At 70.7% G+C, this 19,738-nt stretch carries 23 protein-coding genes; 9 read left to right on the forward strand and 14 right to left on the reverse strand.

All coding sequences use genetic code 11. The features are described from left to right. From ACWDZ6_RS18865 to ACWDZ6_RS18890, 6 genes are all read right to left on the reverse strand, one after another. On the reverse strand, positions 1–846 hold an 846-nt coding region (locus ACWDZ6_RS18865), incomplete at its 3' end, for a sterol desaturase family protein (RefSeq protein ID WP_451503763.1). Between the two features lie 136 nt (positions 847–982). After that, positions 983–1,705 (reverse strand): VIT1/CCC1 transporter family protein, encoded by a 723-nt coding sequence (locus ACWDZ6_RS18870; RefSeq protein WP_451503764.1) that lies wholly within the window; start codon positions 1,703–1,705, stop codon positions 983–985. Positions 1,706–1,729: 24 nt separating this feature from the next. Beyond that, positions 1,730–2,992, reverse strand: a complete 1,263-nt coding sequence (locus ACWDZ6_RS18875) for an amidohydrolase family protein (RefSeq protein WP_451503765.1) — start codon at positions 2,990–2,992, stop codon at positions 1,730–1,732. Then, the gene (locus tag ACWDZ6_RS18880) at positions 2,989–4,275 is read right to left on the reverse strand and encodes an amidohydrolase family protein (RefSeq protein WP_451503766.1); all 1,287 of its coding nucleotides are present in this window, start codon (positions 4,273–4,275) and stop codon (positions 2,989–2,991) included. Before ACWDZ6_RS18880 ends, ACWDZ6_RS18875 begins: the two co-directional genes overlap by 4 nt. A 10-nt stretch (positions 4,276–4,285) precedes the next feature. Beyond that, positions 4,286–5,170 (reverse strand): SDR family NAD(P)-dependent oxidoreductase, encoded by an 885-nt coding sequence (locus tag ACWDZ6_RS18885; RefSeq protein ID WP_451503767.1) that lies wholly within the window; start codon positions 5,168–5,170, stop codon positions 4,286–4,288. Beyond that, entirely contained in the window at positions 5,170–5,967 is a 798-nt protein-coding gene (locus ACWDZ6_RS18890) for an acetoacetate decarboxylase family protein (protein ID WP_451503768.1), read from the reverse strand. Before ACWDZ6_RS18890 ends, ACWDZ6_RS18885 begins: the two co-directional genes overlap by 1 nt. Before the next feature lie 106 nt (positions 5,968–6,073). Here ACWDZ6_RS18890 and ACWDZ6_RS18895 point away from each other — a divergent pair, with 106 nt between their 5' ends. The 6 genes from ACWDZ6_RS18895 (at position 6,074) to ACWDZ6_RS18920 (ending at position 11,690) form a co-directional block, all read left to right on the forward strand. Continuing rightward, the gene (locus ACWDZ6_RS18895; protein WP_326649058.1) at positions 6,074–6,694 is read left to right on the forward strand and encodes a TetR/AcrR family transcriptional regulator; all 621 of its coding nucleotides are present in this window, start codon (positions 6,074–6,076) and stop codon (positions 6,692–6,694) included. A 266-nt stretch (positions 6,695–6,960) separates the two neighbouring features. After that, positions 6,961–7,938 (forward strand): DEDDh family exonuclease, encoded by a 978-nt coding sequence (locus ACWDZ6_RS18900; RefSeq protein ID WP_451503769.1) that lies wholly within the window; start codon positions 6,961–6,963, stop codon positions 7,936–7,938. Between the two features lie 63 nt (positions 7,939–8,001). Next, positions 8,002–8,235 carry a hypothetical protein gene (locus ACWDZ6_RS18905; protein WP_266542878.1) on the forward strand — a complete coding sequence of 78 codons (234 nt, stop codon included), beginning with the start codon at positions 8,002–8,004 and terminating at the stop codon, positions 8,233–8,235. A gap of 91 nt (positions 8,236–8,326) precedes the next feature. Next, the gene (locus ACWDZ6_RS18910) at positions 8,327–9,115 is read left to right on the forward strand and encodes an SURF1 family cytochrome oxidase biogenesis protein (protein WP_451503770.1); all 789 of its coding nucleotides are present in this window, start codon (positions 8,327–8,329) and stop codon (positions 9,113–9,115) included. Positions 9,116–9,145: 30 nt separating this feature from the next. Next, positions 9,146–10,930 (forward strand): glycoside hydrolase family 15 protein, encoded by a 1,785-nt coding sequence (locus ACWDZ6_RS18915; RefSeq protein ID WP_451503771.1) that lies wholly within the window; start codon positions 9,146–9,148, stop codon positions 10,928–10,930. Positions 10,931–10,934: 4 nt separating this feature from the next. Further along, complete coding sequence (locus ACWDZ6_RS18920) at positions 10,935–11,690, forward strand: SDR family oxidoreductase (protein WP_389184814.1); 756 nt, start codon at positions 10,935–10,937, stop codon at positions 11,688–11,690. Positions 11,691–11,732: 42 nt separating this feature from the next. Here the strand turns inward: ACWDZ6_RS18920 and amaP are convergent, their stop codons facing one another. Genes amaP through ACWDZ6_RS18945 form a run of 5 tightly spaced genes read right to left on the reverse strand, consistent with a single transcriptional unit; the run spans position 11,733 to position 14,047 of the window. Further along, positions 11,733–12,320: an alkaline shock response membrane anchor protein AmaP gene (amaP, locus tag ACWDZ6_RS18925; RefSeq protein ID WP_451503772.1), complete on the reverse strand. Its 588-nt coding sequence runs from the start codon at positions 12,318–12,320 to the stop codon at positions 11,733–11,735. Positions 12,321–12,327: 7 nt separating this feature from the next. Beyond that, complete coding sequence (locus ACWDZ6_RS18930) at positions 12,328–12,975, reverse strand: DUF6286 domain-containing protein (protein ID WP_451503773.1); 648 nt, start codon at positions 12,973–12,975, stop codon at positions 12,328–12,330. Continuing rightward, positions 12,972–13,343: an Asp23/Gls24 family envelope stress response protein gene (locus ACWDZ6_RS18935; RefSeq protein WP_451503774.1), complete on the reverse strand. Its 372-nt coding sequence runs from the start codon at positions 13,341–13,343 to the stop codon at positions 12,972–12,974. The genes ACWDZ6_RS18930 and ACWDZ6_RS18935 overlap by 4 nt, the downstream gene beginning before the upstream one ends. A gap of 6 nt (positions 13,344–13,349) precedes the next feature. Next, the gene (locus tag ACWDZ6_RS18940) at positions 13,350–13,541 is read right to left on the reverse strand and encodes a hypothetical protein (protein WP_326649068.1); all 192 of its coding nucleotides are present in this window, start codon (positions 13,539–13,541) and stop codon (positions 13,350–13,352) included. A gap of 11 nt (positions 13,542–13,552) precedes the next feature. Further along, entirely contained in the window at positions 13,553–14,047 is a 495-nt protein-coding gene (locus tag ACWDZ6_RS18945) for an Asp23/Gls24 family envelope stress response protein (protein WP_451503775.1), read from the reverse strand. Positions 14,048–14,140: 93 nt separating this feature from the next. Between ACWDZ6_RS18945 and ACWDZ6_RS18950 the strand changes: the two genes are divergently transcribed. Further along, complete coding sequence (locus ACWDZ6_RS18950; RefSeq protein WP_451503776.1) at positions 14,141–14,803, forward strand: hypothetical protein; 663 nt, start codon at positions 14,141–14,143, stop codon at positions 14,801–14,803. A gap of 124 nt (positions 14,804–14,927) precedes the next feature. On the opposite strand, the gene ACWDZ6_RS18955 is transcribed toward ACWDZ6_RS18950, so the two are convergent. The 3 genes from ACWDZ6_RS18955 to ACWDZ6_RS18965 form a co-directional block, all read right to left on the reverse strand. Continuing rightward, positions 14,928–15,719, reverse strand: a complete 792-nt coding sequence (locus ACWDZ6_RS18955; protein WP_326649071.1) for an enoyl-CoA hydratase/isomerase family protein — start codon at positions 15,717–15,719, stop codon at positions 14,928–14,930. Positions 15,720–15,848: 129 nt separating this feature from the next. Further along, complete coding sequence (locus tag ACWDZ6_RS18960; RefSeq protein WP_006123601.1) at positions 15,849–16,070, reverse strand: helix-turn-helix domain-containing protein; 222 nt, start codon at positions 16,068–16,070, stop codon at positions 15,849–15,851. A gap of 377 nt (positions 16,071–16,447) precedes the next feature. After that, positions 16,448–18,046, reverse strand: a complete 1,599-nt coding sequence (locus ACWDZ6_RS18965; protein WP_451503777.1) for an ABC-F family ATP-binding cassette domain-containing protein — start codon at positions 18,044–18,046, stop codon at positions 16,448–16,450. Positions 18,047–18,340: 294 nt separating this feature from the next. Here ACWDZ6_RS18965 and ypfJ point away from each other — a divergent pair, with 294 nt between their 5' ends. Both ypfJ and ACWDZ6_RS18975 read left to right on the forward strand, forming a co-directional pair. Further along, positions 18,341–19,231 carry a KPN_02809 family neutral zinc metallopeptidase gene (gene ypfJ / locus ACWDZ6_RS18970; RefSeq protein WP_451503778.1) on the forward strand — a complete coding sequence of 297 codons (891 nt, stop codon included), beginning with the start codon at positions 18,341–18,343 and terminating at the stop codon, positions 19,229–19,231. A gap of 88 nt (positions 19,232–19,319) precedes the next feature. After that, complete coding sequence (locus tag ACWDZ6_RS18975; RefSeq protein WP_451503779.1) at positions 19,320–19,724, forward strand: VOC family protein; 405 nt, start codon at positions 19,320–19,322, stop codon at positions 19,722–19,724. The last annotated feature ends 14 nt before the right edge of the window (positions 19,725–19,738 follow it).

The raw sequence follows: 19,738 nt of genomic DNA on the forward strand, positions 1-19,738 counted from the left end.
AGCCGCCGCAGTCCGTGGCTCCGGCTGCCAGCCGGGCCCGCGGAAGACCCGCCCGGCCCGCTCGCGCCAGCTGTCCGCGGCCCGTACGTCCCGGGCGATCGCCGCGTACTCATGCGTGGCGACCCGCAGCGGGTTGTGGGTCTCGATGTTCTTGGTGAGCCCGAACACGGGCCGCTCGGTCTCGGGCGTGAACGACCCGAAGAGCCGGTCCCAGACGATCAAAATCCCGCCGAAGTTCCGGTCCAGATAGCCGCCTTGGGAGGCGTGATGCACCCGGTGGTGGGAGGGCGTGTTCAGTACGTACTCCGCGGGCCGCGGCAGCTTGTCGATCCGCTCGGTATGCACCCAGAACTGGTACACGAGGTTGACGGACGAGCAGAAGGCGAGCGCGGCCGGATGCACACCGCACGCGATGAGCGGCAGATAGAACGGCCAGACCGTCAGACTCGTCCAGGGCTGGCGCAGCGCGGTGGTGAGGTTGAACTTCCGGCTCGAGTGGTGCACGACATGGCTGGCCCACAGGATCCGGATGACATGGTGGCCGCGGTGGGACCAGTAGTAGAAGAAGTCCTGCGCGAGCAGCATCAGCAGGATCGTCCACCACAGGACGGGGACGCGTGCGGGGGTGAGCTCGTAGACCGCGGTGTAGATCGCGACGATGGGGATCTTCCACAGGAAGTCGAAGACAAGACTGCCGAGCCCCATGCCGACGCTGGTGGCGGCGTCCCTGGTGTCGTACCCGGCGGCATCCTCGTCGGGATGGAGGCGGACGGTCACCATCTCCAGGGCGCTGAGCAGCACGAAGGCGGGTATCGACCACAGCACGACATCGGGCAGGTTCGGCATGGGTGCACCGTAGAGGCGGTGGCCGTGGCGCGGCTAGATGGTGTTACCGACAAGTATGCGAGACAAGTTGTCATCAACCGTTGGTGACTTCCGCCAAGCCGTCGCGAGTCCGGCACGGGTACGGTGCGGCCGGATCTCAGACGCCCGCCGCGCCCAGCAGCGAACCCGCCCCGTACGTCACCGCCATAGCCACCGCTCCGCCGCCCATGTTCCTCAGCACCGCCGGGCCCGCGGCCGCCGCGCCCAGGCGTGCGCTCCACCAGCCCGTCAGGGCCAGGGCCGCGAGCACCGAGAACACGGTGACGTACAACCGCATCGACGGCGGCGGCAGAACGATCGCCAGCAGCGGCAGCAGCGCGCCGACCGTGAAGGCCAGGAAGCTGGCGCCTGCCGCGTGCCAGGGGTTCGTCAGCTGGTCCGGGTCGATGCCGAGCTCCACGCGCGCGTGGGCGCGCAACGCGTCCCGTTCGGTGAGCTGTTCCGCCGCCTCGCGGGCCACTTCCGGGGACAGACCACGGGCCGCCAACAGACCGGTCAGCTCATCGAGTTCCTCCTCCGGCTGTTCGCGCAGCTCGCGTCGCTCCATGGCCAGCGCCGCCTTCTCCGAGTCGCGCTGCGCGGATACGGAGACGTACTCACCGGCCGCCATCGACATGGAGCCGGCCAGCAGTCCCGCCAGACCCGCGGTGAGCAGGGTGTCGCGCGAGCTCGTGGCTCCGGCGACGCCGACGACGAGGCCCGCGGTGGAGACGACGCCGTCGTTGGCTCCGAGTACCGCGGCACGGAGCCAGTTGAGCCGCGAGCCGAGCGCCCCGCCGTGGGCTTCGTCGTGAGGTGCGTCGTGGGGTACGTCAGTCACCCCGGGAGAGTCTCACCCGGCCCGTCACCAGACGCGCACCGACCCGCCCCGCGCGAAGGCGGGACTCGTCGCGTCGGCCGGTATCTCCGCCAGGGGCTCGGCGATCTCCTCGACCGTCGGACCGGCCTTCGCCGCGATCGGGTCGAGAATGCGCAGGTCGAAACCGTAGACACGCGCGGCGTTGCCGCCGGCCATCGCCGCGACCTCGTCCCTCGGCAGACCCGCGTAGGCGATGCGGAGACCTTCGCGGGAGTACGGGGCCGTGCCCTCGTCGTGCGGATAGTCGCTGCCCCACATGATCTTGTCGAGGCCGATCCGGTCGCGCAGCGGCACCTCGTGCGGACGCATGAAGCTCGCGCCGACGAAGCAGTTGTCGCGCCAGACCTCGCTCGGGCCGCTGCCCATCGAAGCGGCAAGCCCGGCACCGAACTTGGACTCGGCGGTGGCGGCCCTGTCCGCCGCGGCCACCAGGCGCGAGTGGTAGTAGTCCAGCATGTCGAGCACGCCCGGAATCCACCCGGAACCCTGTTCGGTGAGGACCAGTCTCAGACCCGGGTGGCGGCGGAAGGCGCCGCCGAAGATCAGGTGCCACAGCGCCCGGTGCGAGAACCAGGTGGTCTCCACCATGAACACCGCCCGGGCCGCCGGTTCTTCGCCCAGCGGCGGGGACGCCGAGCCGCCGTGGTGGTTGACCGGTACGCCGAGCTCGTCGCAGACCGCCCAGACCGGGTCGTACGTCTGCGAGTACAGCTCGGGCAGACCCGAGCCCGGCGGCGTACCGGGCAGCAGGATCCCGCCGGTGAGGCCCGCCTCCTTGATCCGGTGGACCTCGCGGACCGCCTCGTCCACGTCGTTGAGCAGGATCTGCGCGACGCCCGCCCGGCGCCCGGGGGCCGCCGCGCAGAAGTCGGCGAGCCAGCGGTTGTGGGCACGCAGTCCGGCCCAGCGGTGCTCGTACTCCTCCCGCGTCGGCGCCGGAGCCATCAGGGAGGCGCTGGGGAAGAAGGGCGGGATGGTGTTGGGGAAGACGACCTCGGCGACGATGCCGTCCGCCTCCAGCTCGGCCAGCCGCCGGTCCGAGTTCCAGTTGCGGTCGGCCGTGTCGGCGAGGAGATCCTCGTACGGATTGATGTAGGTGTCGGCCCAGGCGTCGAAGTCGTCGTGGTACCTCTTCTCCAAGTACGGCTTGTAGTCGAGGAGATCGGCGCCGGCGTGGCAGTCGGCGGAGATGACGGTGTAGCGGTCGGTGGTGCGGTCGGTGGTGCGGTCGGTGGTGCGGCCCGTCATGAGGACGCTCCCAGGACCGGGAAGTCGTTGTCGGTCAGCCAGTGCCGGCCCACCTCCCGCGACCTCGCCCATGACGCCTCGACGGCCGACTGGTCGTCGGACTGGCCCAGTTCGGCCGGCGTCGGGCCGATCCGCCGGGCGACCGGCTCCAGCGCGGACACATCGAAGCCGAAGACCTCCGCCGCGGCCAGGCCGAGCATCCGCCGGGTCTCGGCGACCGGGATGTCGTGGAAGGTGTTCCTCAGCCATGCGCGGGTGTTGGGCCAGGTCCCTTCCGGATGAGGGAAGTCGCTGCCCCAGAGGATGTTGTCGACGCCGATCTCGTACCGCTGCGCGAGCTCGCGCCGCTTGGTGTTGGTGGCGCAGATGAAGATCTGCCGGTCGAGATACTCACTCGGCGGCCTCTTCAGCTCGGCGAACGGCGACAGCTTCTTCCCGCCGTGGGCTCCGAGGTAGAGCCGGTCCATGAACCACAGGAGGTTCGGCAGCCACCAGCAGCCGGACTCGGCGACGCCGAACTTCAGGCGCGGGTGGCGTTCGAAGACGCCCGACCAGAGCAGGAACCACAGCGGGCGCGCCGGCCACCAGGTGACTTCCGAGACGTAGATGCCCAGGTGATCGCCGTACTCATGGCGTGGAGCCGCGCCGGAGTGGGTGAGCACCGGCATACCGGTCTCGGCGGCGGCGGCCCACACGGGGTCGTAACGGCGATCGTGGTAGGGCGCCTTGTCCACCCACATCGAGGGAATCATCAGCGCGCCGAGCCCGGACTCCCTGGCCCGGTGGATCTCGGCGACCACACTGCCGACCTCGCCGGTGACGGGCAGCAGGGCGACCCCGCAGTGACGTGCCGCGTTCTGGGTGTTCCCGCCGACGAACTCGGCGAGCCAGCGGTTGTGCGCCTGTGCGCCCGCCATACCGAGGTCGGGGTCCTGGTCGCCGGAGAGTCCGAGGCCGACCCCGAAGGGCGCGGCGGTGCGGCTGTCCACGGCGTCCGCGTCGGGGAAGACGACCTCGGCCGCCACTCCGTCGCCGTCGAGCTCCTTGATCCGCTGGGCGCTGTCCCAGCCTCCCTTCAGGCCCTCCGAGTTGTCGCTGAACCACTTGGTCGCGAAGGCCTCGTTGCGTACACCGAGCCGGTTCATCTCCTCGCGGCGCGCGTCGCGCCCGGCGAGGAAGTCGTCGAAGGCCCGGTGGAACCTGCTGTCCAGATAGGGCCGGTACTGCTCGGTCGGCAGTCCGGCATGGCAGTCGGAGGAGATGATCAGGTACGGGTCCGCCATCACGCATCCCTCAATCGAGAATGAAGCTTTCCAGGTACGACGGGTCGGCGCGGTCGAGCATCGACTGCGACCTGGCGCGGATCTGCCGGTCGCTGCGCTCGCTCTCCGGCAGCATCCAGAACCGGTCAGCACGGATCCCGTCCACGACGAGTGCGGCGACCTCCTCGACCGGCGTGAACGTCACCTCGTGCCCTGCGTCCCTCATCGCGGCCTCCCACTGATCGAGGCTGCGGTAGGGCGTCCTGCGCGGCCGCTCCTTGGCGTAGCGCTCGGGCCGGTTGCGGTGCGACTCCCACAGTCCGGTGCGCAGCATGTGCGGTCCCGGGAAGAGCACGGACGCGCCCACACGCGCGTGCTCCGCCGTCAGATGCGCGTACAGCGACTCGGTCATCGTCACGACCGCAGCCTTGGTGACGGCGTATACGGAGGCTGTGGGCAGCGGGGCGATCCCGCCGTCGCCCGACGAGGTGTTGACGACATGGCCGGGCTCGCCACTCTCGATCATGCGCGGCACGAAGGCCTGGATGCCGTGGAAGACGCCCCAGACGTTGACCGCGAAGGCCCACTTCCAGTCGTTGGGCTCGTGTTCCCACATCCGGCCCTCGGCGCCGGAGCCGACGCCCGCGTTGTTGCACAGCACATGGACGGCGCCGAAGGTCCTGTACGCCGCGTCCGCCAGCGCGAACACGGAGGCCCGGTCGCTGACGTCGACGGTGCGGGCGAGCACCCGGGCGCCTTCCCCGGTCAGTTCGTCCGCGGCCGCGCGCAGCGCCTTCTCCTCGACGTCCGCGAGGACGACCTTCAGCCCGTCCGCCGCGAAGCGGCGCGCCATCGCAAGGCCGATGCCGCTCGCGGCGCCCGTGACGACGGCGACCTGTCCCGCCGTCAGCTCCATCAGACGCTCCCCTCGGGCGGGCCGTCGAGGATCTGCCGAGGGTCGTCGTAGCGCTGATGGATGTAGGGCAGCAGCGCCTGCGCGCTGACCCGTTCCACGACCCGGCCCTTCTGGTCGGTGGTCTTCTCGCCGATGGTGAGCTCGACGACGCGGCGTACGGGGAGGTCTGCGACAGGGTCGTACATGGACTCCCGCAGCACGATGTCGCCGGTGATCCTCTCCAGCCTGCGGAACTTCTCGTTACGCGTGCAGTGGACGAGGACCGGGTCGGTGTCGAAGCCCCTGCCGTCCACGGCGGGCAGGAATTTGAAGTAGAAGTCGAGCTTCTCGGCGGGCTCCGGCAGCGGAAGGGGGCCGTCCACCGCGCCCCGCACCTCGACGAAGGCGATGCCGTGCCGGGCGAGTACCGCCCGTACGACCAGGCCGTCGCGTTCGACGCCGACCTCGCCCAGCTTCTTCGGCTCGCCGAAGACCTCACGGCCGCCGATCAGCGCGCGCTCATGGGTCATCGGCATGACGAGGGGGTACCAGCCCTCCCGGCCGTCGTGCAGCGCGGCGACCGCCACGGAGCCCGCTCCGAGCCGATAGCCGGGCAGGTCGACCTTGCTGATGGCGGCCCGTACGAGCGGCCGCTCGGTGGGCTTGAGCGGCGGCGGCAGTACGGCCGCCACCGCGTCCGGGTCGCTCTCCCACACTGCCGTCACGCCCGTGGACCAGATGTCGGGGAGCTTGGAACCGGATGCACGGGCCGCGGCGATCTCCGCCTCGGTGCGCGCGCCGTACCGTACGCGTGCCATGTCCTACCCGCCCTTCGTGGGGTGTTCCTCTCCAGGGTCTGTAACACAGTTACACCGGAGGCGATGAAGGGTAAAGAGCCGTGCGCGTACCGGAATTGGGGGCACCATGCCGAGAACCGCCCTGACCCGCGAAGAGGTCCTCGACTCGGCTGCCGTCCTCGTCAGGCAGCACGGCCCGCAGGCCCTGACGATGCGCAAGCTCGCCGCCGGGCTCGGCACCGCCGTCACCTCGATCTACTGGCATGTGGGCAATCGCGAGTCGCTGCTCGACGCTCTGGTCGAGCGCACCGTCCAGGAGATGGGCGCCATCCGGCCCACCGGCCGTACACCCGCCGAGCGCGCAGTCTCGGTCGCGCGCAAGCTCCGTCGTGAGCTGCGGGACCGTCCTCATCTGATCGCGATGGTCCATGAACGGGGGCTCACCGAACGGATGTTCCTGCCCGCGCAACAGGCGCTCGTCCATGAGGTGCACGCGGCGGGGCTGCGCGGGGCGCGCGCCGCCGAGGCCGTGCGCGCCGTGCAGTTCCAGGTCGTCGGCTTCGTACTCGTCGAGCGCAACCGCGAACGCTCGCCCGTCCAGTCGCCGGGGGAGGGCGAGTTGTGGGAGGCCGCCGGCGCGGCGGAGCACGACCCGGCGCTGGCCCGCGCGCTGGCGCGCCCCGCCGATCCGGAAAAGCTGTTCACCGCCTCCGTACGGGCGCTGGTGAGCGCCCTGCTGGACGGCTGAAACCGGACGTCAGGAGTCTCTGGGCCGATAACAGCGCCGACACGCCTGACTCCGAACCCGGAGTCGGCGGGCGGCTGTTGCTCGCCCAGGGCGTGGTTCCGTGTCCCCCGATGGAGCGACAGTCACCGCCCGCCCGCTCGTGACCGGAGCGGTCGTTCGGCCACCGCAGGCCCGGACCTGGTCACCGTCAGCACCCCGACAAGGAACCGGCCATGCGGCCGGGCGGATGACGGGCCTGTCAGTCCCGGCCCGTATTCTCTGTGACCATGCTCGACGACCGTACAACCGCAGCAACAGCGTGGCCGGCCGCGTACCCACAGGGGTACGCGGTCGTCGACGTGGAGACCACCGGACTCGCCCGCGACGACCGGATAATCTCCGCTGCGGTGTACCGCCTCGACGCCCGGGGCAATGTCGAGGACCACTGGTACACCCTGGTCAACCCGGAGCGGGATCCGGGCCCGGTGTGGATCCACGGTCTGACCAGCGATGTGCTGGAGGGCGCCCCGCTCTTCGGTGAGATCGCGGGCGAGTTCGCCGAGCGGCTCGACGGCCGGGTCCTCGTCGCGCACAACGCCATCTTCGACTGGTCGATGATCGCCCGGGAGTACGCACGCGCGGAGGGGACCGCACCGACCCGTCAGCGGCTGTGCACCATCGCGCTCTCCAAGGAGCTGCGGCTGCCGCTGCCCAACCACAAGCTGGCGTCGCTCGCCGCGCACTTCGGTGTCGTACAGCAGCGGGCGCACCACGCGCTCGACGACGCGCGCGTGCTGGCCGAGGCGTTCCGGCCGAGTCTGCACACCGCGGCCCGCGACGGGGTGCGACTGCCACTGCTGGAGTGCCGCCCGCTGACCGAGTGGTCGGACTCCCCCGCCACCCCGCGGATCGGCTACCAGGCCTCGTACGGGCAGAGCAGTTGGCGGCCCTCGCGCAAACGCCCGCCGTGCCCCTATCCCAACCCCGGGCGGTACCAGGCGGACAAACCGCTCGTGCAAGGCATGCGGGTGGCCTTCTCGGGCGACACCTCCGTCGACCGCGAGCTGCTGGAGGACCGGGCGATCGAGGCGGGGCTGCACATCGCGTCCGGCGTCTCCCGGCTGACCAGCCTGCTGGTGACCAACGATCCGCAGGCCTCGACCTCGAAGACCGTCAAGGCGAAGTCGTACGGCACGCCGGTCATCGACGAGGCGGCCTTCACCCAGCTGTTGCGGGACGTGGCTCCGGCACCCGCATCGGAGTGAACCCGGCGCGACTCGCCCGGCGACCGCTCGCCCCGTGGCGCCTCGCGTCCCACCCTGTGGCGCATGGCACGTTGCGAGGTATGCGGAAACGACTACGGCATGTCCTTCGAGGTGCACGCGCAGGGCGCGGTGCACGTCTTCGACTGCTTCTCCTGCGCCATTCACCGCATGGCGCCCATCTGTGAACACTGCCGGGTCCAGATCATCGGCCAGGGCGTCGAGGTCGAGGGCCACTGGTTCTGCGGCGGGCACTGCGCCCGCGCAGACGGGAGGGCGGGCATCGTCGACAAAGTCTGATCCCACGGCCCCCGCCCCCGGGTGCTCTCGGGGGCACCGCACCCCGACCCCCACCCTCCGCACCCCATGACCCCAGTTGTACGGTCATGGGGTGTACCGCTTCCTGTTGTCCCGGCAGTGGGTGATCCTCACCCTCATCGCCCTCGTCCTCATCCCCGCGATGATCGAGCTGGGCTTCTGGCAGCTTCACCGGCACGAGCACCGGGTCGAGCAGAACACCCTGATCTCGCGGAACCTCAAGGCGAAGCCCGTCCCCGTGACCGAGCTCACCTCCCCGGGGCACACCGTCCCGCGCGCCGACTACTGGCGCCAGGTCACCGCCACCGGCACCTTCGACACCGCGCGCGAAGTCGTCGTACGCCGCCGCACCTCCGCCGACGAGCGGGTCGGCTTCCATGTGCTGACCCCGCTGGTCCTGGCCGACGGCCGGGCGGTCCTGGTCAACCGCGGCTGGGTGCCGTCCGCCGCCGACCAGAAGTCCTTCCCTCCCGTACCCGCCGCGCCCAAGGGCACCGTGACCGTCACCGGTCGGCTCAAGGCCGACGAGACGACGAGCGCCAGCGGCATCAAGGACCTGTCCGGCCTGCCGCCCCGCCAGATCATGCTGATCAACAGTGCGCAGCAGACGAAGTCGCTGGGCCGCTCCGTCCTCGGCGGCTATCTGGAACAGAGCGCGCCGGAGCCCTCGGGCGGCAATCCGGAACTGATCCCCGAACCCGATCACGAGTCCATCGGCCCGCACATGGCATACGCCGTCCAGTGGTGGCTGTTCGCCGCGGCCGTACCTGTCGGCTGGGTGATTCTCGTACGCCGCGAGAAGCACGACCGCCGGGCGGCCGACGCCCGGAGCGCCCCGCAGCCCGCCCCCGCGACCGCTTAACCGCAGCGTTTGGCGGGAACACGCCAGAGCGTGACCCAACGTATAGAGGACTACGCCCTCATCGGCGATCTGCAGACCGCGGCACTGGTCGGCAAAGACGGCTCCATCGACTGGCTGTGCCTGCCCCACTTCGACTCGCCGGCCTGCTTCGCCGCACTGCTCGGTGACGAGGAGAACGGCCACTGGCGGATCGCCCCCAAAGGCGCCGGGCAGTGCACCCGCCGCAGCTACGTCGGTGAATCACTGGTCCTGGAGTCGGTGTGGGAGACCCGCTCCGGCACCGTCAAAGTCCTCGACTTCATGCCGCAGCGCGACACGGCGCCCGATGTCGTCCGGATCGTGGAGGGCGTCAGCGGCAGGGTGGAGATGAACGGGACGCTGCGGCTGCGCTTCGACTACGGCTCCGTCGTGCCGTGGATGCGGCGCTCGGACGGCCACCGGGTGGCGGTCGCCGGCCCCGACTCCGTATGGCTGCGCAGCGAGCCCCAGGTCAAGACCTGGGGACACGAGTTGAGCACCCGCTCGTCGTTCACGGTCGGCCCCGGCGAAAAGGTGGCTTTCATCCTCACCTGGCATCCTTCGAACGAACCGCGGCCATGGCTCTGCGACCCGCTGGAGTCACTGGAGCAGAGCCTGGAGGACTGGGCCAAGTGGTCCTCGCGCTGCCGGAGCAAGGGCCCGTACCGCGAGGCCGTCGTCCGCTCCCTGATCACCCTGAAGGCACTCACCTTCGCGCCGACCGGCGGGATCGTCGCCGCGCCCACCACGTCCCTGCCGGAGGAGCTCGGCGGCGTACGCAACTGGGACTACCGCTTCTGCTGGCTGCGGGACTCCACCCTCACCCTGGGCGCGCTCCTTTCGGCCGGCTACCTCGACGAGGCGGCGGCCTGGCGCGACTGGCTGCTGCGGGCGGTGGCCGGCGACCCCGCCGATCTGCAGATCATGTACGGGCTGTCCGGCGAGCGCCGGCTGCCCGAGACGGAGCTGCCGTGGCTGAGCGGGTACGCGGGCTCCGTGCCGGTCCGTACCGGCAACGAAGCCGTACGCCAACTGCAGCTCGATGTGTACGGAGAGGTCATCGACTCCCTCCATCTGGGGCGGGAGGCCGGTCTGTCCTCGGAGAGGCACGCCTGGAATCTGCAGCTCAGCCTGCTCGGATTCCTGGAGTCGAAGTGGCGCGAGCCGGACGAGGGGCTCTGGGAAGTACGCGGCGCGCGCCGCCACTTCGTGCACTCCAAGGTGATGTCGTGGGTCGCGGCGGACCGTGCGGTTCGCACCCTGGAGGAGCATCCTTCGCTGCCCGGCGACGTCGCGCGGTGGCGGACGATGCGGGACGAAGTGCACCGGGAAGTGTGTGAGAAGGGGTACGACCCGGTACGGAACACCTTCACGCAGTCGTACGGCTCCATCGAACTCGACGCCGCGGCGCTGCTGATCCCGCGGGTCGGCTTTCTGCCGCCCGACGATCCGCGGGTGATCGGGACGGTGGACGCGGTACGGGCGGAACTGGGCGCCGACGGTCTGGTGCGCCGCTACAGCACGGACAACAAGGCGGTCGACGCGCTGCCGGGAGGCGAAGGGGCGTTCCTGGCCTGCTCGTTCTGGATGGCGGACGCGCTGCGGATGACGGGCCGGGTGAAGGAGGCCACGGAGCTCTTCGAGCGGCTGCTCGCCCTGCGCAACGATGTCGGGCTGCTCGCCGAGGAGTACGACCCGGTGAGCGGTCGCCAGGTCGGGAACTTCCCGCAGGCCTTCAGCCATATCGGGCTGGTGAACACGGCCCTCGCGCTGAGCGGGGAAGAGACGGCAGGATAGGTCCATGGATCTTGGACTGAAGGACCGCGTCTACATCGTCACGGGTGCGTCGCGGGGGCTGGGCAACGCGTCCGCCCGCGCGCTCGTCGCCGACGGCGCGAAGGTCGTCATCACCGGGCGCGGCGAGAAGGCGGTCTCGGACGCCGCCGCGGAACTCGGCCCGAACGCCGTGGGTCTCGCCTCCGACAATGCCGACCCGGCGTCGGCGGAGCGCCTCGTCGCGGCGGCGCGGGCGCAGTTCGGACGTCTCGACGGCGTACTGATCAGCGTGGGCGGCCCGGCACCGGGCTTCGCCGCGGACAATACGGACGAGCAGTGGGAGTCGGCGTTCGAGTCGGTCTTCCTGGGCGCGGTGCGCCTCGCCCGCAGCGCGGCGGCGGCGCTGAGCGAGGGCGGCGTCATCGGCTTCGTCCTGTCCGGCTCGGTCCACGAACCGATCCCCGGCCTGACGATCTCCAACGGCCTCCGTCCGGGCCTGGCCGGTTTCGCCAAGTCCCTCTCGGACGAGCTGGGCCCGCGCGGCATCCGGGTCGTCGGCCTGCTGCCGGCCCGTATCGACACGGACCGGGTGCGCGAACTCGACGCGCTGTCGGGCGACGCGGAGGCGGCACGTACGGCGCACGAGTCCCGCATTCCACTGCGGAGGTACGGCACACCGGAGGAGTTCGGCAACGCGGCGGCGTTCCTGCTGTCGCCTGCGGCGTCGTACCTGACGGGAGTGATGCTCCCGGTGGACGGGGGCGCACGGCACGGGTTCTAGCTGTATTCATGGGCAATACACCTAGCGCGCGGGGCGCGCCGCTCAACTCACCCGTTGCGCCCGGTGCTTCGCCGCCCTGAGGCGGACCTCCGCCGGCAGCGACGCCAGGCCCGCCGAGTCCCGTGCGTGTGCCACCGCCTCGTCCGTCAGGCGCGCCAGCATCTCGACGGGCGCCGCGTGCGGCTCCAGCAGCAGGTCCGCCCGGGCCTCCGGCGTGCTCCGGCGGCCGGTCAGGGTCACCCGGGCGCGGGCCACCCCGTCCAGGGCTTTCGCCTCACCCTCCAGTACTCCCTCCAGCGCGCGGCCCCGCAGCAGCGCGCCCTCGCCGTCGCCGCTGTCGACCAGGACTTCCGCCAGTCGGGAGCGCCGCAGTTGGGCGAGCAGCCACCACACGGCGAGCAGCACCAGCACTGCGAGCACGACGACGACCGTCGGCCACCACCAGCCCTCGTCCCGCCAGCGGTACCGGTCCGCCCTGCTCAGCAGCACATCGCGGGGCCCTTCGTAGGGCCACCAGGACGGCACGGGCAGCCCCACGCCCGCCGCCATGACCGCGCCGCCCGCGCACAGCAGCACCAGCCCGGCGAGGCCCAGCAGGACCCGGTTGACCACTCGCAGCGTTCCACCCACCGCGCCCTCACCTCTTCTTCGCCGGCGGCCTGGTGACGTGCACGGCCAGGGCCGGCGGCCTGGCGAGACCGAGTTCCCTGATGGCGGTGGCCAGCGCCGAGTCCAGATCGGCCCGTACGTCGTCGAGTTCACGGAAGTGGGACTGCGCCCGCACCGAGACCTTCGCCCGTCCCGTCCGCACGCGTGCGGACTGCACCCCGGAGACCTCCATCGCCCGGTCCCGCAGCACCTGCGCCGCGGCCTCCCGGTCAAGGCCGGCGCGTACGGCAGCGGTGCGGCGACGCATCGGCAGCAGTGCCCGCAGTCCGGGGGTCACGGCGAGGACGATCAGAATGACGCCGAGAAGCATCACGGCCCCCGCGCTCGCCAGCACGCCCACATCTTCCAGCCGCCATTTCGCGAGTTGCTGCGCGGTGGCGCGGCGCCATTGCATGGCCGGGCGGTCGGCCCGTACCGCCGCGATGTCGTACAGCAGCAGACCCGCGCAGCCGAGGACCACGACCGCCAGCAGCCCGGCCGGGACCCGGCGCACGGACCAGAAGCGTCCGGCCTTGCCGCCTTCGCCTTCCAGGACCGGAGCCGGCTCGTACGCCGCTGCTGACGCCGACTGGTCCAGATCGAGTACGGGTGGTGCGGGCCGTACCGGCTCGCTCATCGGATCCTCCCCTGGGCCGCGCTGCGCGAGTGGACGGAGTGCAGCCGCTCGACCAGCACGGCCACCTCGGGCACGTCCATCCCCGCCAACGCCTTTACCCGCTGTACGACTCGCTGACGCACGGCACCGCACTGACCGCCGATGTCGCAGGGATAGTCGAGTTCGAGGCTGACCCGCACCCGGGCGGCGTCATGGTGGACCGTGACCGTGGCCTGCGGCGGCGAGCCGCCCTCCGGTACGCCGCCGAGCGCTTCCCGTGCCGCCTGCGAGGCGATCTTCGCCACGACCCGGTCGGCGATCGTGGTCGCGCCGCGCTCGGCCGCTGCGACGCTCCCCCTGCCTCGGGCGGGGGGACCCCCGGCGGTCACGGCGTGTCACCGCCGCCGGTCGCCGCGGTCACGACTCCGGAAGAAGTCGCCTGGTTCCAGGTCGCCCTCGAGGAGGCGGCCCGCGACAAAGCCGACCACCCCCAACGCGGCCACCAGCAGGAAGGCGCCGAAGCCGCCGAAGTATCCGGCGAAGCCGAGCGCCATGCCGGCCATCAGGCCGACCACCGCCATGCTCATCGTGAGCTCCTCTACTGGAGACGCGGCTCCGGCTCTTCCTCTTCTTCATCGGGCAGTTTCACATCGCTGACCGCGATATTGACCTCGACGACCTCGAGACCCGTCATCCGCTCGACCGCCGAGACGACGTTCTCGCGGACCGCGCGGGCGACGTCGGCGATGGAGACGCCGTAGTCGACGACGATCTCGATGTCGAGGGCCGTCTGCACCTCGCCGACCTCGGCCTTCACGCCCCGGGTGACATTGGACCTGCCGCCGGGCACACGGTCACGGACCGCGCCGAGGGTGCGTGAGAAACCGCTGCCCATCGCATGGACACCGAGCACTTCGCGGGCCGCGAGCCCGGCGATCTTCTCCACCACGCCGTCGGCGATGGTGGTACGGCCGCGGGAGGCGGGATCGCCGCCGCCGCGTTTGCTCCCCGACGACTTCCTCAGACCTTCGCCCGAGCCCGACGGTTCGCTACCGGGGGACTCGGACCGGTTCCACTGAGCGGTGTCGTTCATCGCCGTTCGTCCTTTCCGGGCGGTGGTGGACTCCGCTGCCCACATTAAGTGCGCTTGCCCGATATCGCGCCGGGGATGCTGCAGGCTGGAGCAATGACCACTGCTGATGCGGTACGGAGACGGCTCGGCCTCGGCCGGCTGCTCCCGCTGGGCGGGGCGGCGGACGGGGCCTGGCTGACCGAGCAGGCGGCCGACACGGTGCTGCGGCGCGCGGCGGCCGCGGTACCCGGGGTGGCGCTCGGGCGGCTGAGGCTGGGGCTCGCCGATCCGGACTCGACGGCGCGGCCTGTCGTACCGGCTCCGCCGAGCGCACTGCCGCCGGGGCCGCTGCGGATCGAGGCGGATTTCGCGGCCTCGGCACCGCAGCCGCTGCCGGCTGCCGCGGCGGCTCTGCGCGCCGCGCTGTTCACGGCCTCGGTGGATCTCGGGCTCGGTGTCTCGGAGGTGGATCTGCGGGTGACGGAGCTGCTGGACAGCGCTGCACAAGCCCCGGTCCCCGCTCCGCCACCCGGGGTACGGCCCGTCACCGCGAGCGACCCGGCGGGCACGGCGGCATCCGCAGCCCCGGGTGTCGCGTATCTGACGGCAGTGCTGGGCACGGCGGTGCACCTGGCACCCGACCATGTCCGCGTCGAGGTGGCGACGGCGAGCGGGTATCACCCGCCCGATGTGGTCCGTGCGGTCCGCGAGGCGGTGACGGCGGCGCTCGCGGACGGCCGCCCGGTGGCGGTGCTGGTCACCTCGGTACCGGCGTGAAGGGGTACCGGCGCCACCCGGTACCGGGTGAACTCACGCCGGTACCGGGTGAGGACAACCGGTACCGGCGTGAAGGGAGTACCGCGTGAATGGGTGCAGGCGTGAGCCGGGGTGGCCGAGCGGATCAGTCCGCAAGGCCCGCCAGGTCACGCAGGCGGCGCGCCTGTGCCGCGCGCTCCGCGGTGCGCTGGTCCTCGTAGGAACGGGTGCCCGCGGCCTGCAGCAACGCCTTCGTCTCGATCACCGCGTCCCGCGGCGCCGCCAGCAGGGCGGACGCCAGGTCCCGTACCGCACCGTCCAGTTCATCGGCGGGCACGACGAGATTGGCGAGGCCGGTACGCTCCGCCTCGTCCGCGTGGACGAAACGGCCGGTCGCGCAGATCTCCAGCGCGCGGGCGTAGCCGACGAGCGACACCAGCGGGTGCGTGCCCGTGAGGTCCGGGACGAGCCCGAGGCTGGTCTCGCGCATGGCGAACTGCACGTCCTGCGCGACGACCCGGAGGTCGCAGGCGAGGGCGAGCTGGAAGCCGGCTCCGATCGCATGGCCCTGGACGGCCGCGATGGTGACGACGTCGCTACGGCGCCACCAGGTGAACGCCTCCTGGTACTCGGCGATGACCGCGTCGAGCTCCTTGTCGGAGCCGCGTGCGAGGTCGAGGAAGGACGGCTCGCCGTCGAAGCCCTCGGGCGTGAACGCCTGCCGGTCGAGACCGGCGGAGAAGGACTTGCCTTCGCCGCGCAGCACCACGACCCGCACATTGCCCGGCAACGACCGTCCCGCTTGCGCCAACGCCCGCCACAGAGCGGGAGATTGGGCGTTGCGCTTGTCCGGGTTGGTCAGGGTTACCGTGGCAACCGCGTCCTCGACGGTGAGCCGTACGCCGTCCTTGTCGAGCACAGAGTCGAGCGAAGCCATGGGGCGCCTCCGGTTCGGGAACAGTCACTGCAAACGAAGATAAGTGACTGCACAGTAACCACCCGGTCGACCGCGCGACCGACCGGGTGGCCACCGTGGAAACCGGTGGTCCGAAGGAAGCCTCGGTCGTCAGGCCGAGGCGGCCTTCTTGCCTCGCGTCGCTCCGCCGCGTCCCCGCAGCGTGACTCCGGACTCGCTGAGCATCCGGTGGACGAATCCGTAGGAGCGGCCTGTCTCTTCGGCCAACGCCCGGATGCTCGCACCGGAGTCGTACTTCTTCTTCAGGTCTGCCGCGAGCTTGTCACGCGCGGCGCCGGTAACCCGGCTGCCCTTCTTCAGAGTCTCGGCCACCCGTGCCTCCTCATGCGAAGTGCGCTCTGGACTCTCATGATCACCCCTCGGGAGCCTCCTGGCCACCCATTCGGCAAGGTCCGTGCGACAAGCTTTGCCGTACACCGGGCGGACACCACTACCGGAATCCGAGATTCCGTGAGTCCGTGTTCGCACGTCCGAACGGGGTCCCGGCAGAAGTACCAGGTCAGCGCGGCGCAAAGGGCACAGCCACGACAGACGCCCGGACGGAGGGAATCCGCACGGTGCCACGCCGGGGTACGAGACGTTCTCACACAGATGATGGATCACCCGTGAGCCGAATGATCCATACGGAGTGGATCAGCGGCGGATCAGGAGCAGAGCAGCCCGGTCCTGCGCCCGGGCCCCGGCCCGGATCAGGCGAGCGCCACCAGATCCGCGTAGTCCGCGCCCCACAGATCCTCGACCCCGTCCGGCAGCAGGATGATCCGCTCCGGCTCCAGCGCCTCGACCGCGCCCTCGTCGTGGGTGACGAGGATGACGGCGCCCTTGTAGGTGCGCAGCGCGCCGAGGATCTCCTCTCGGCTGGCCGGGTCGAGGTTGTTCGTGGGCTCGTCGAGAAGCAGGACATTGGCGGACGAGACGACCAGGGTGGCCAGCGCGAGACGGGTCTTCTCGCCGCCGGAGAGCACCCTGGCCGGCTTGTCGACGTCGTCGCCGGAGAAGAGGAAGGAGCCGAGCGTCTTGCGCACCGCGACAAGGTCGAGGTCGGGCGCGGAGGAGCGCATGTTCTCCAGGACCGTACGGTCCGGGTCGAGAGTCTCGTGCTCCTGCGCGTAGTAGCCGAGCTTGAGACCGTGCCCGGGGGTGACCTCTCCGGTGTCCGGCGTTTCCACGCCCGCGAGCAGCCGCAGCAGTGTCGTCTTGCCCGCGCCGTTGAGCCCGAGGATGACGACGCGTGAGCCCTTGTCGATGGCGAGGTCCACATCGGTGAAGATCTCGAGTGAGCCGTATGACTTGGACAGGCTCTCCGCGGTCAGCGGGGTCTTGCCGCAGGGCGCGGGATCGGGGAAGCGCAGCTTGGCGACCTTGTCGGAGACCCGTACCGCGTCCAGGCCCGACAGCAGCCGCTCGGCGCGCTTGGCCATGTTCTGCGCGGCGACGGTCTTGGTGGCCTTGGCGCGCATCTTGTCGGCCTGGGAGTTGAGGGCCGCGGCCTTCTTCTCGGCGTTCTGACGCTCGCGCTTGCGGCGCTTCTCGTCGGCCTCGCGCTGCTGCTGGTAGAGCTTCCAGCCCATGTTGTAGACATCGATCTGGGAGCGGTTGGCGTCCAGGTAGAAGACCTTGTTGACGACCGTCTCGACGAGGTCGACATCGTGGGAGATCACGATGAAGCCGCCGCGGTAGCTCTTCAGGTAATCCCGGAGCCAGACGACCGAGTCGGCGTCGAGGTGGTTGGTGGGCTCGTCGAGGAGCAGGGTGTCGGCGTCGGAGAAGAGGATCCGCGCGAGCTCGACGCGGCGGCGCTGACCGCCGGAGAGTGTATGCAGCGGCTGGCCGAGCACCCGGTCGGGCAGTCCGAGCGCGGCGGCGATGGTGGCGGCCTCGGCCTCGGCGGCGTAACCGCCCTTGGTCAGGAACTCCGTCTCCAGCCGCTCGTACTTCTTCATCGCCTTCTCGCGGGTGGCGCCCTTGCCGTTCGCCATCCGCTCCTCGTTCTCGCGCATCTTCTTCAGCACGGAGTCGAGCTCGCGGGCGGAGAGGATGCGGTCGCGGGCGAGGGTGTCGAGGTCGCCCGTACGCGGGTCCTGCGGGAGGTAGCCGACCTCGCCGGAGCGGGTGATGGTGCCGGCGGCGGGGATGCCCTCACCCGCGAGGCACTTGGTGAGCGTGGTCTTGCCCGCTCCGTTGCGGCCCACCAGGCCGATGCGGTCGCCCTTGGCGATACGGAAGGAAGCGGACTCGATAAGAATGCGTGCGCCGGCGCGCAGCTCGATGCCGGAAGCGTTGATCACGGAAAGTCTCCAGGGCGGTATGGACGGCGGAAGGGACGGACGTGGGAGCTTCGACGCCGTCTAGTGCGCAAGGAGAATTGCCATACGAACCAGTCTAACGGGGCCGTGCAAGTGGTTTGCGCCCTCGGAGCGGCCGCCGAAGGCGGGGATGGCGCCGTGTCGGCGGGCGGGCGCAGGGGCCGTGGGCCACGGGTCCTGTAACCGTACGGCAAAAGGGGCGGGCGGCACCGGCGTGATCGATACTCGGCGCAGGGCGGCGGGCTGCCGCCGTCGTGGAGCGGAGGGTGGTGGCCCATGCAGTTCGACGACGACGCCGATCTGGACACTTCGGAGGTCCGGGATGTGCGGGGCAGCCGCGTTCCCGGCGGGAAGGCCACCATCGGCGGCGGCGTCGCCGGCCTCATCGCACTGATCCTGGGGCTGTTCTTCGGGGTGGGGCCCGACGAGCTCGGGCTGTCGTCGGGCGACTCCGACCCGGCGGCGACGGCCTCGTCGCAGGCGCAGGTCGATCAGGCGTGCAAGCGCGGCTCGGACGCCAACAAGCGGGATGACTGCCGGATCGTCGCGGTGGTGAACAGCGTGCAGGACTACTGGCGGGCCGAATTCCGGCGGCGCCAGTGGCGATACCCGGACGCGCAGACGGTCATGTTCACGGGCCGGGTGGACACGGCGTGCGGGACCGCGACCTCGGCGGTCGGCCCCTTCTACTGCCCCGGCGACCGGAAGGTCTATCTGGACCTCGGCTTCTTCGACGACCTGCGGACCACGTTCGGGGCGGGCGGCGGTCCGTTCGCCCAGGCATATGTGGTGGCCCATGAGTACGGCCACCATGTGCAGAACCTGATGGGCACGCTGCGGCGGGCGCAGGACGGGCGACCGGGCGCCAACAGCAATGCCGTGAGGGCGGAGCTGCAGGCGGACTGCTACGCCGGGGTGTGGGCGCACCATGCGACGACCACGCCCGACGAGGTCACCGGGCGGCCGCTGCTGACCACGCTGACGGCGGCGGACATCGAGGACGGTCTCGACGCGGCGGCGGCGGTCGGCGACGACCGGATCCAGGAGAAGCTCCAGGGGCGGGTCGCTCCGGAGTCCTGGACGCACGGCTCGGCGGCGCAGCGCCGGCAGTGGTTCTCCAACGGCTTCCGCACGGGCGACATGGCCCGGTGCAACACCTTCGCCTGAGCGCCCGACTGCCGGGCGTTGTCAGTGGCCGGTGCAAGACTGAGACGCGGATCACATCCCTACCGTCGAGCATGAAGGAGTGACCGAGATGTCGGATTCACCGAGCATCTGTCCGACGCTGGTGTACACGGACGCGAAGGCCGCGATCAAGCAGCTCACCGAGGCCTTCGGCTTCGCCGAGCACGCGGTGTACGAGAACGAGGCGGGTGCGGTGATGCACGCCGAGCTGACCTTCGGCAACGGCATGGTCATGCTGGGCAGCAGAGGCACCGGCAGCGAGTTCGACAAGCTGATGGAGGGCGGCGGGCCGACGGGTGTGTTCGTCCATGTCGACGATGTCGACGCACATCACGGTCATGCGGTCGAGCACGGCGCGGACATCGTGATGCCGCCGACCGACCAGGCCTACGGCGCGCGTGACTACATGGCGCGCGACATCGAGGGCAATGTGTGGAGCTTCGGCACCTACGCACCGGGGGCGGAGGAGTCCTAGCCTCCCCCGCCGCT

The sequence above is a fragment of the Streptomyces sp. NPDC002926 genome (assembly GCF_053591755.1).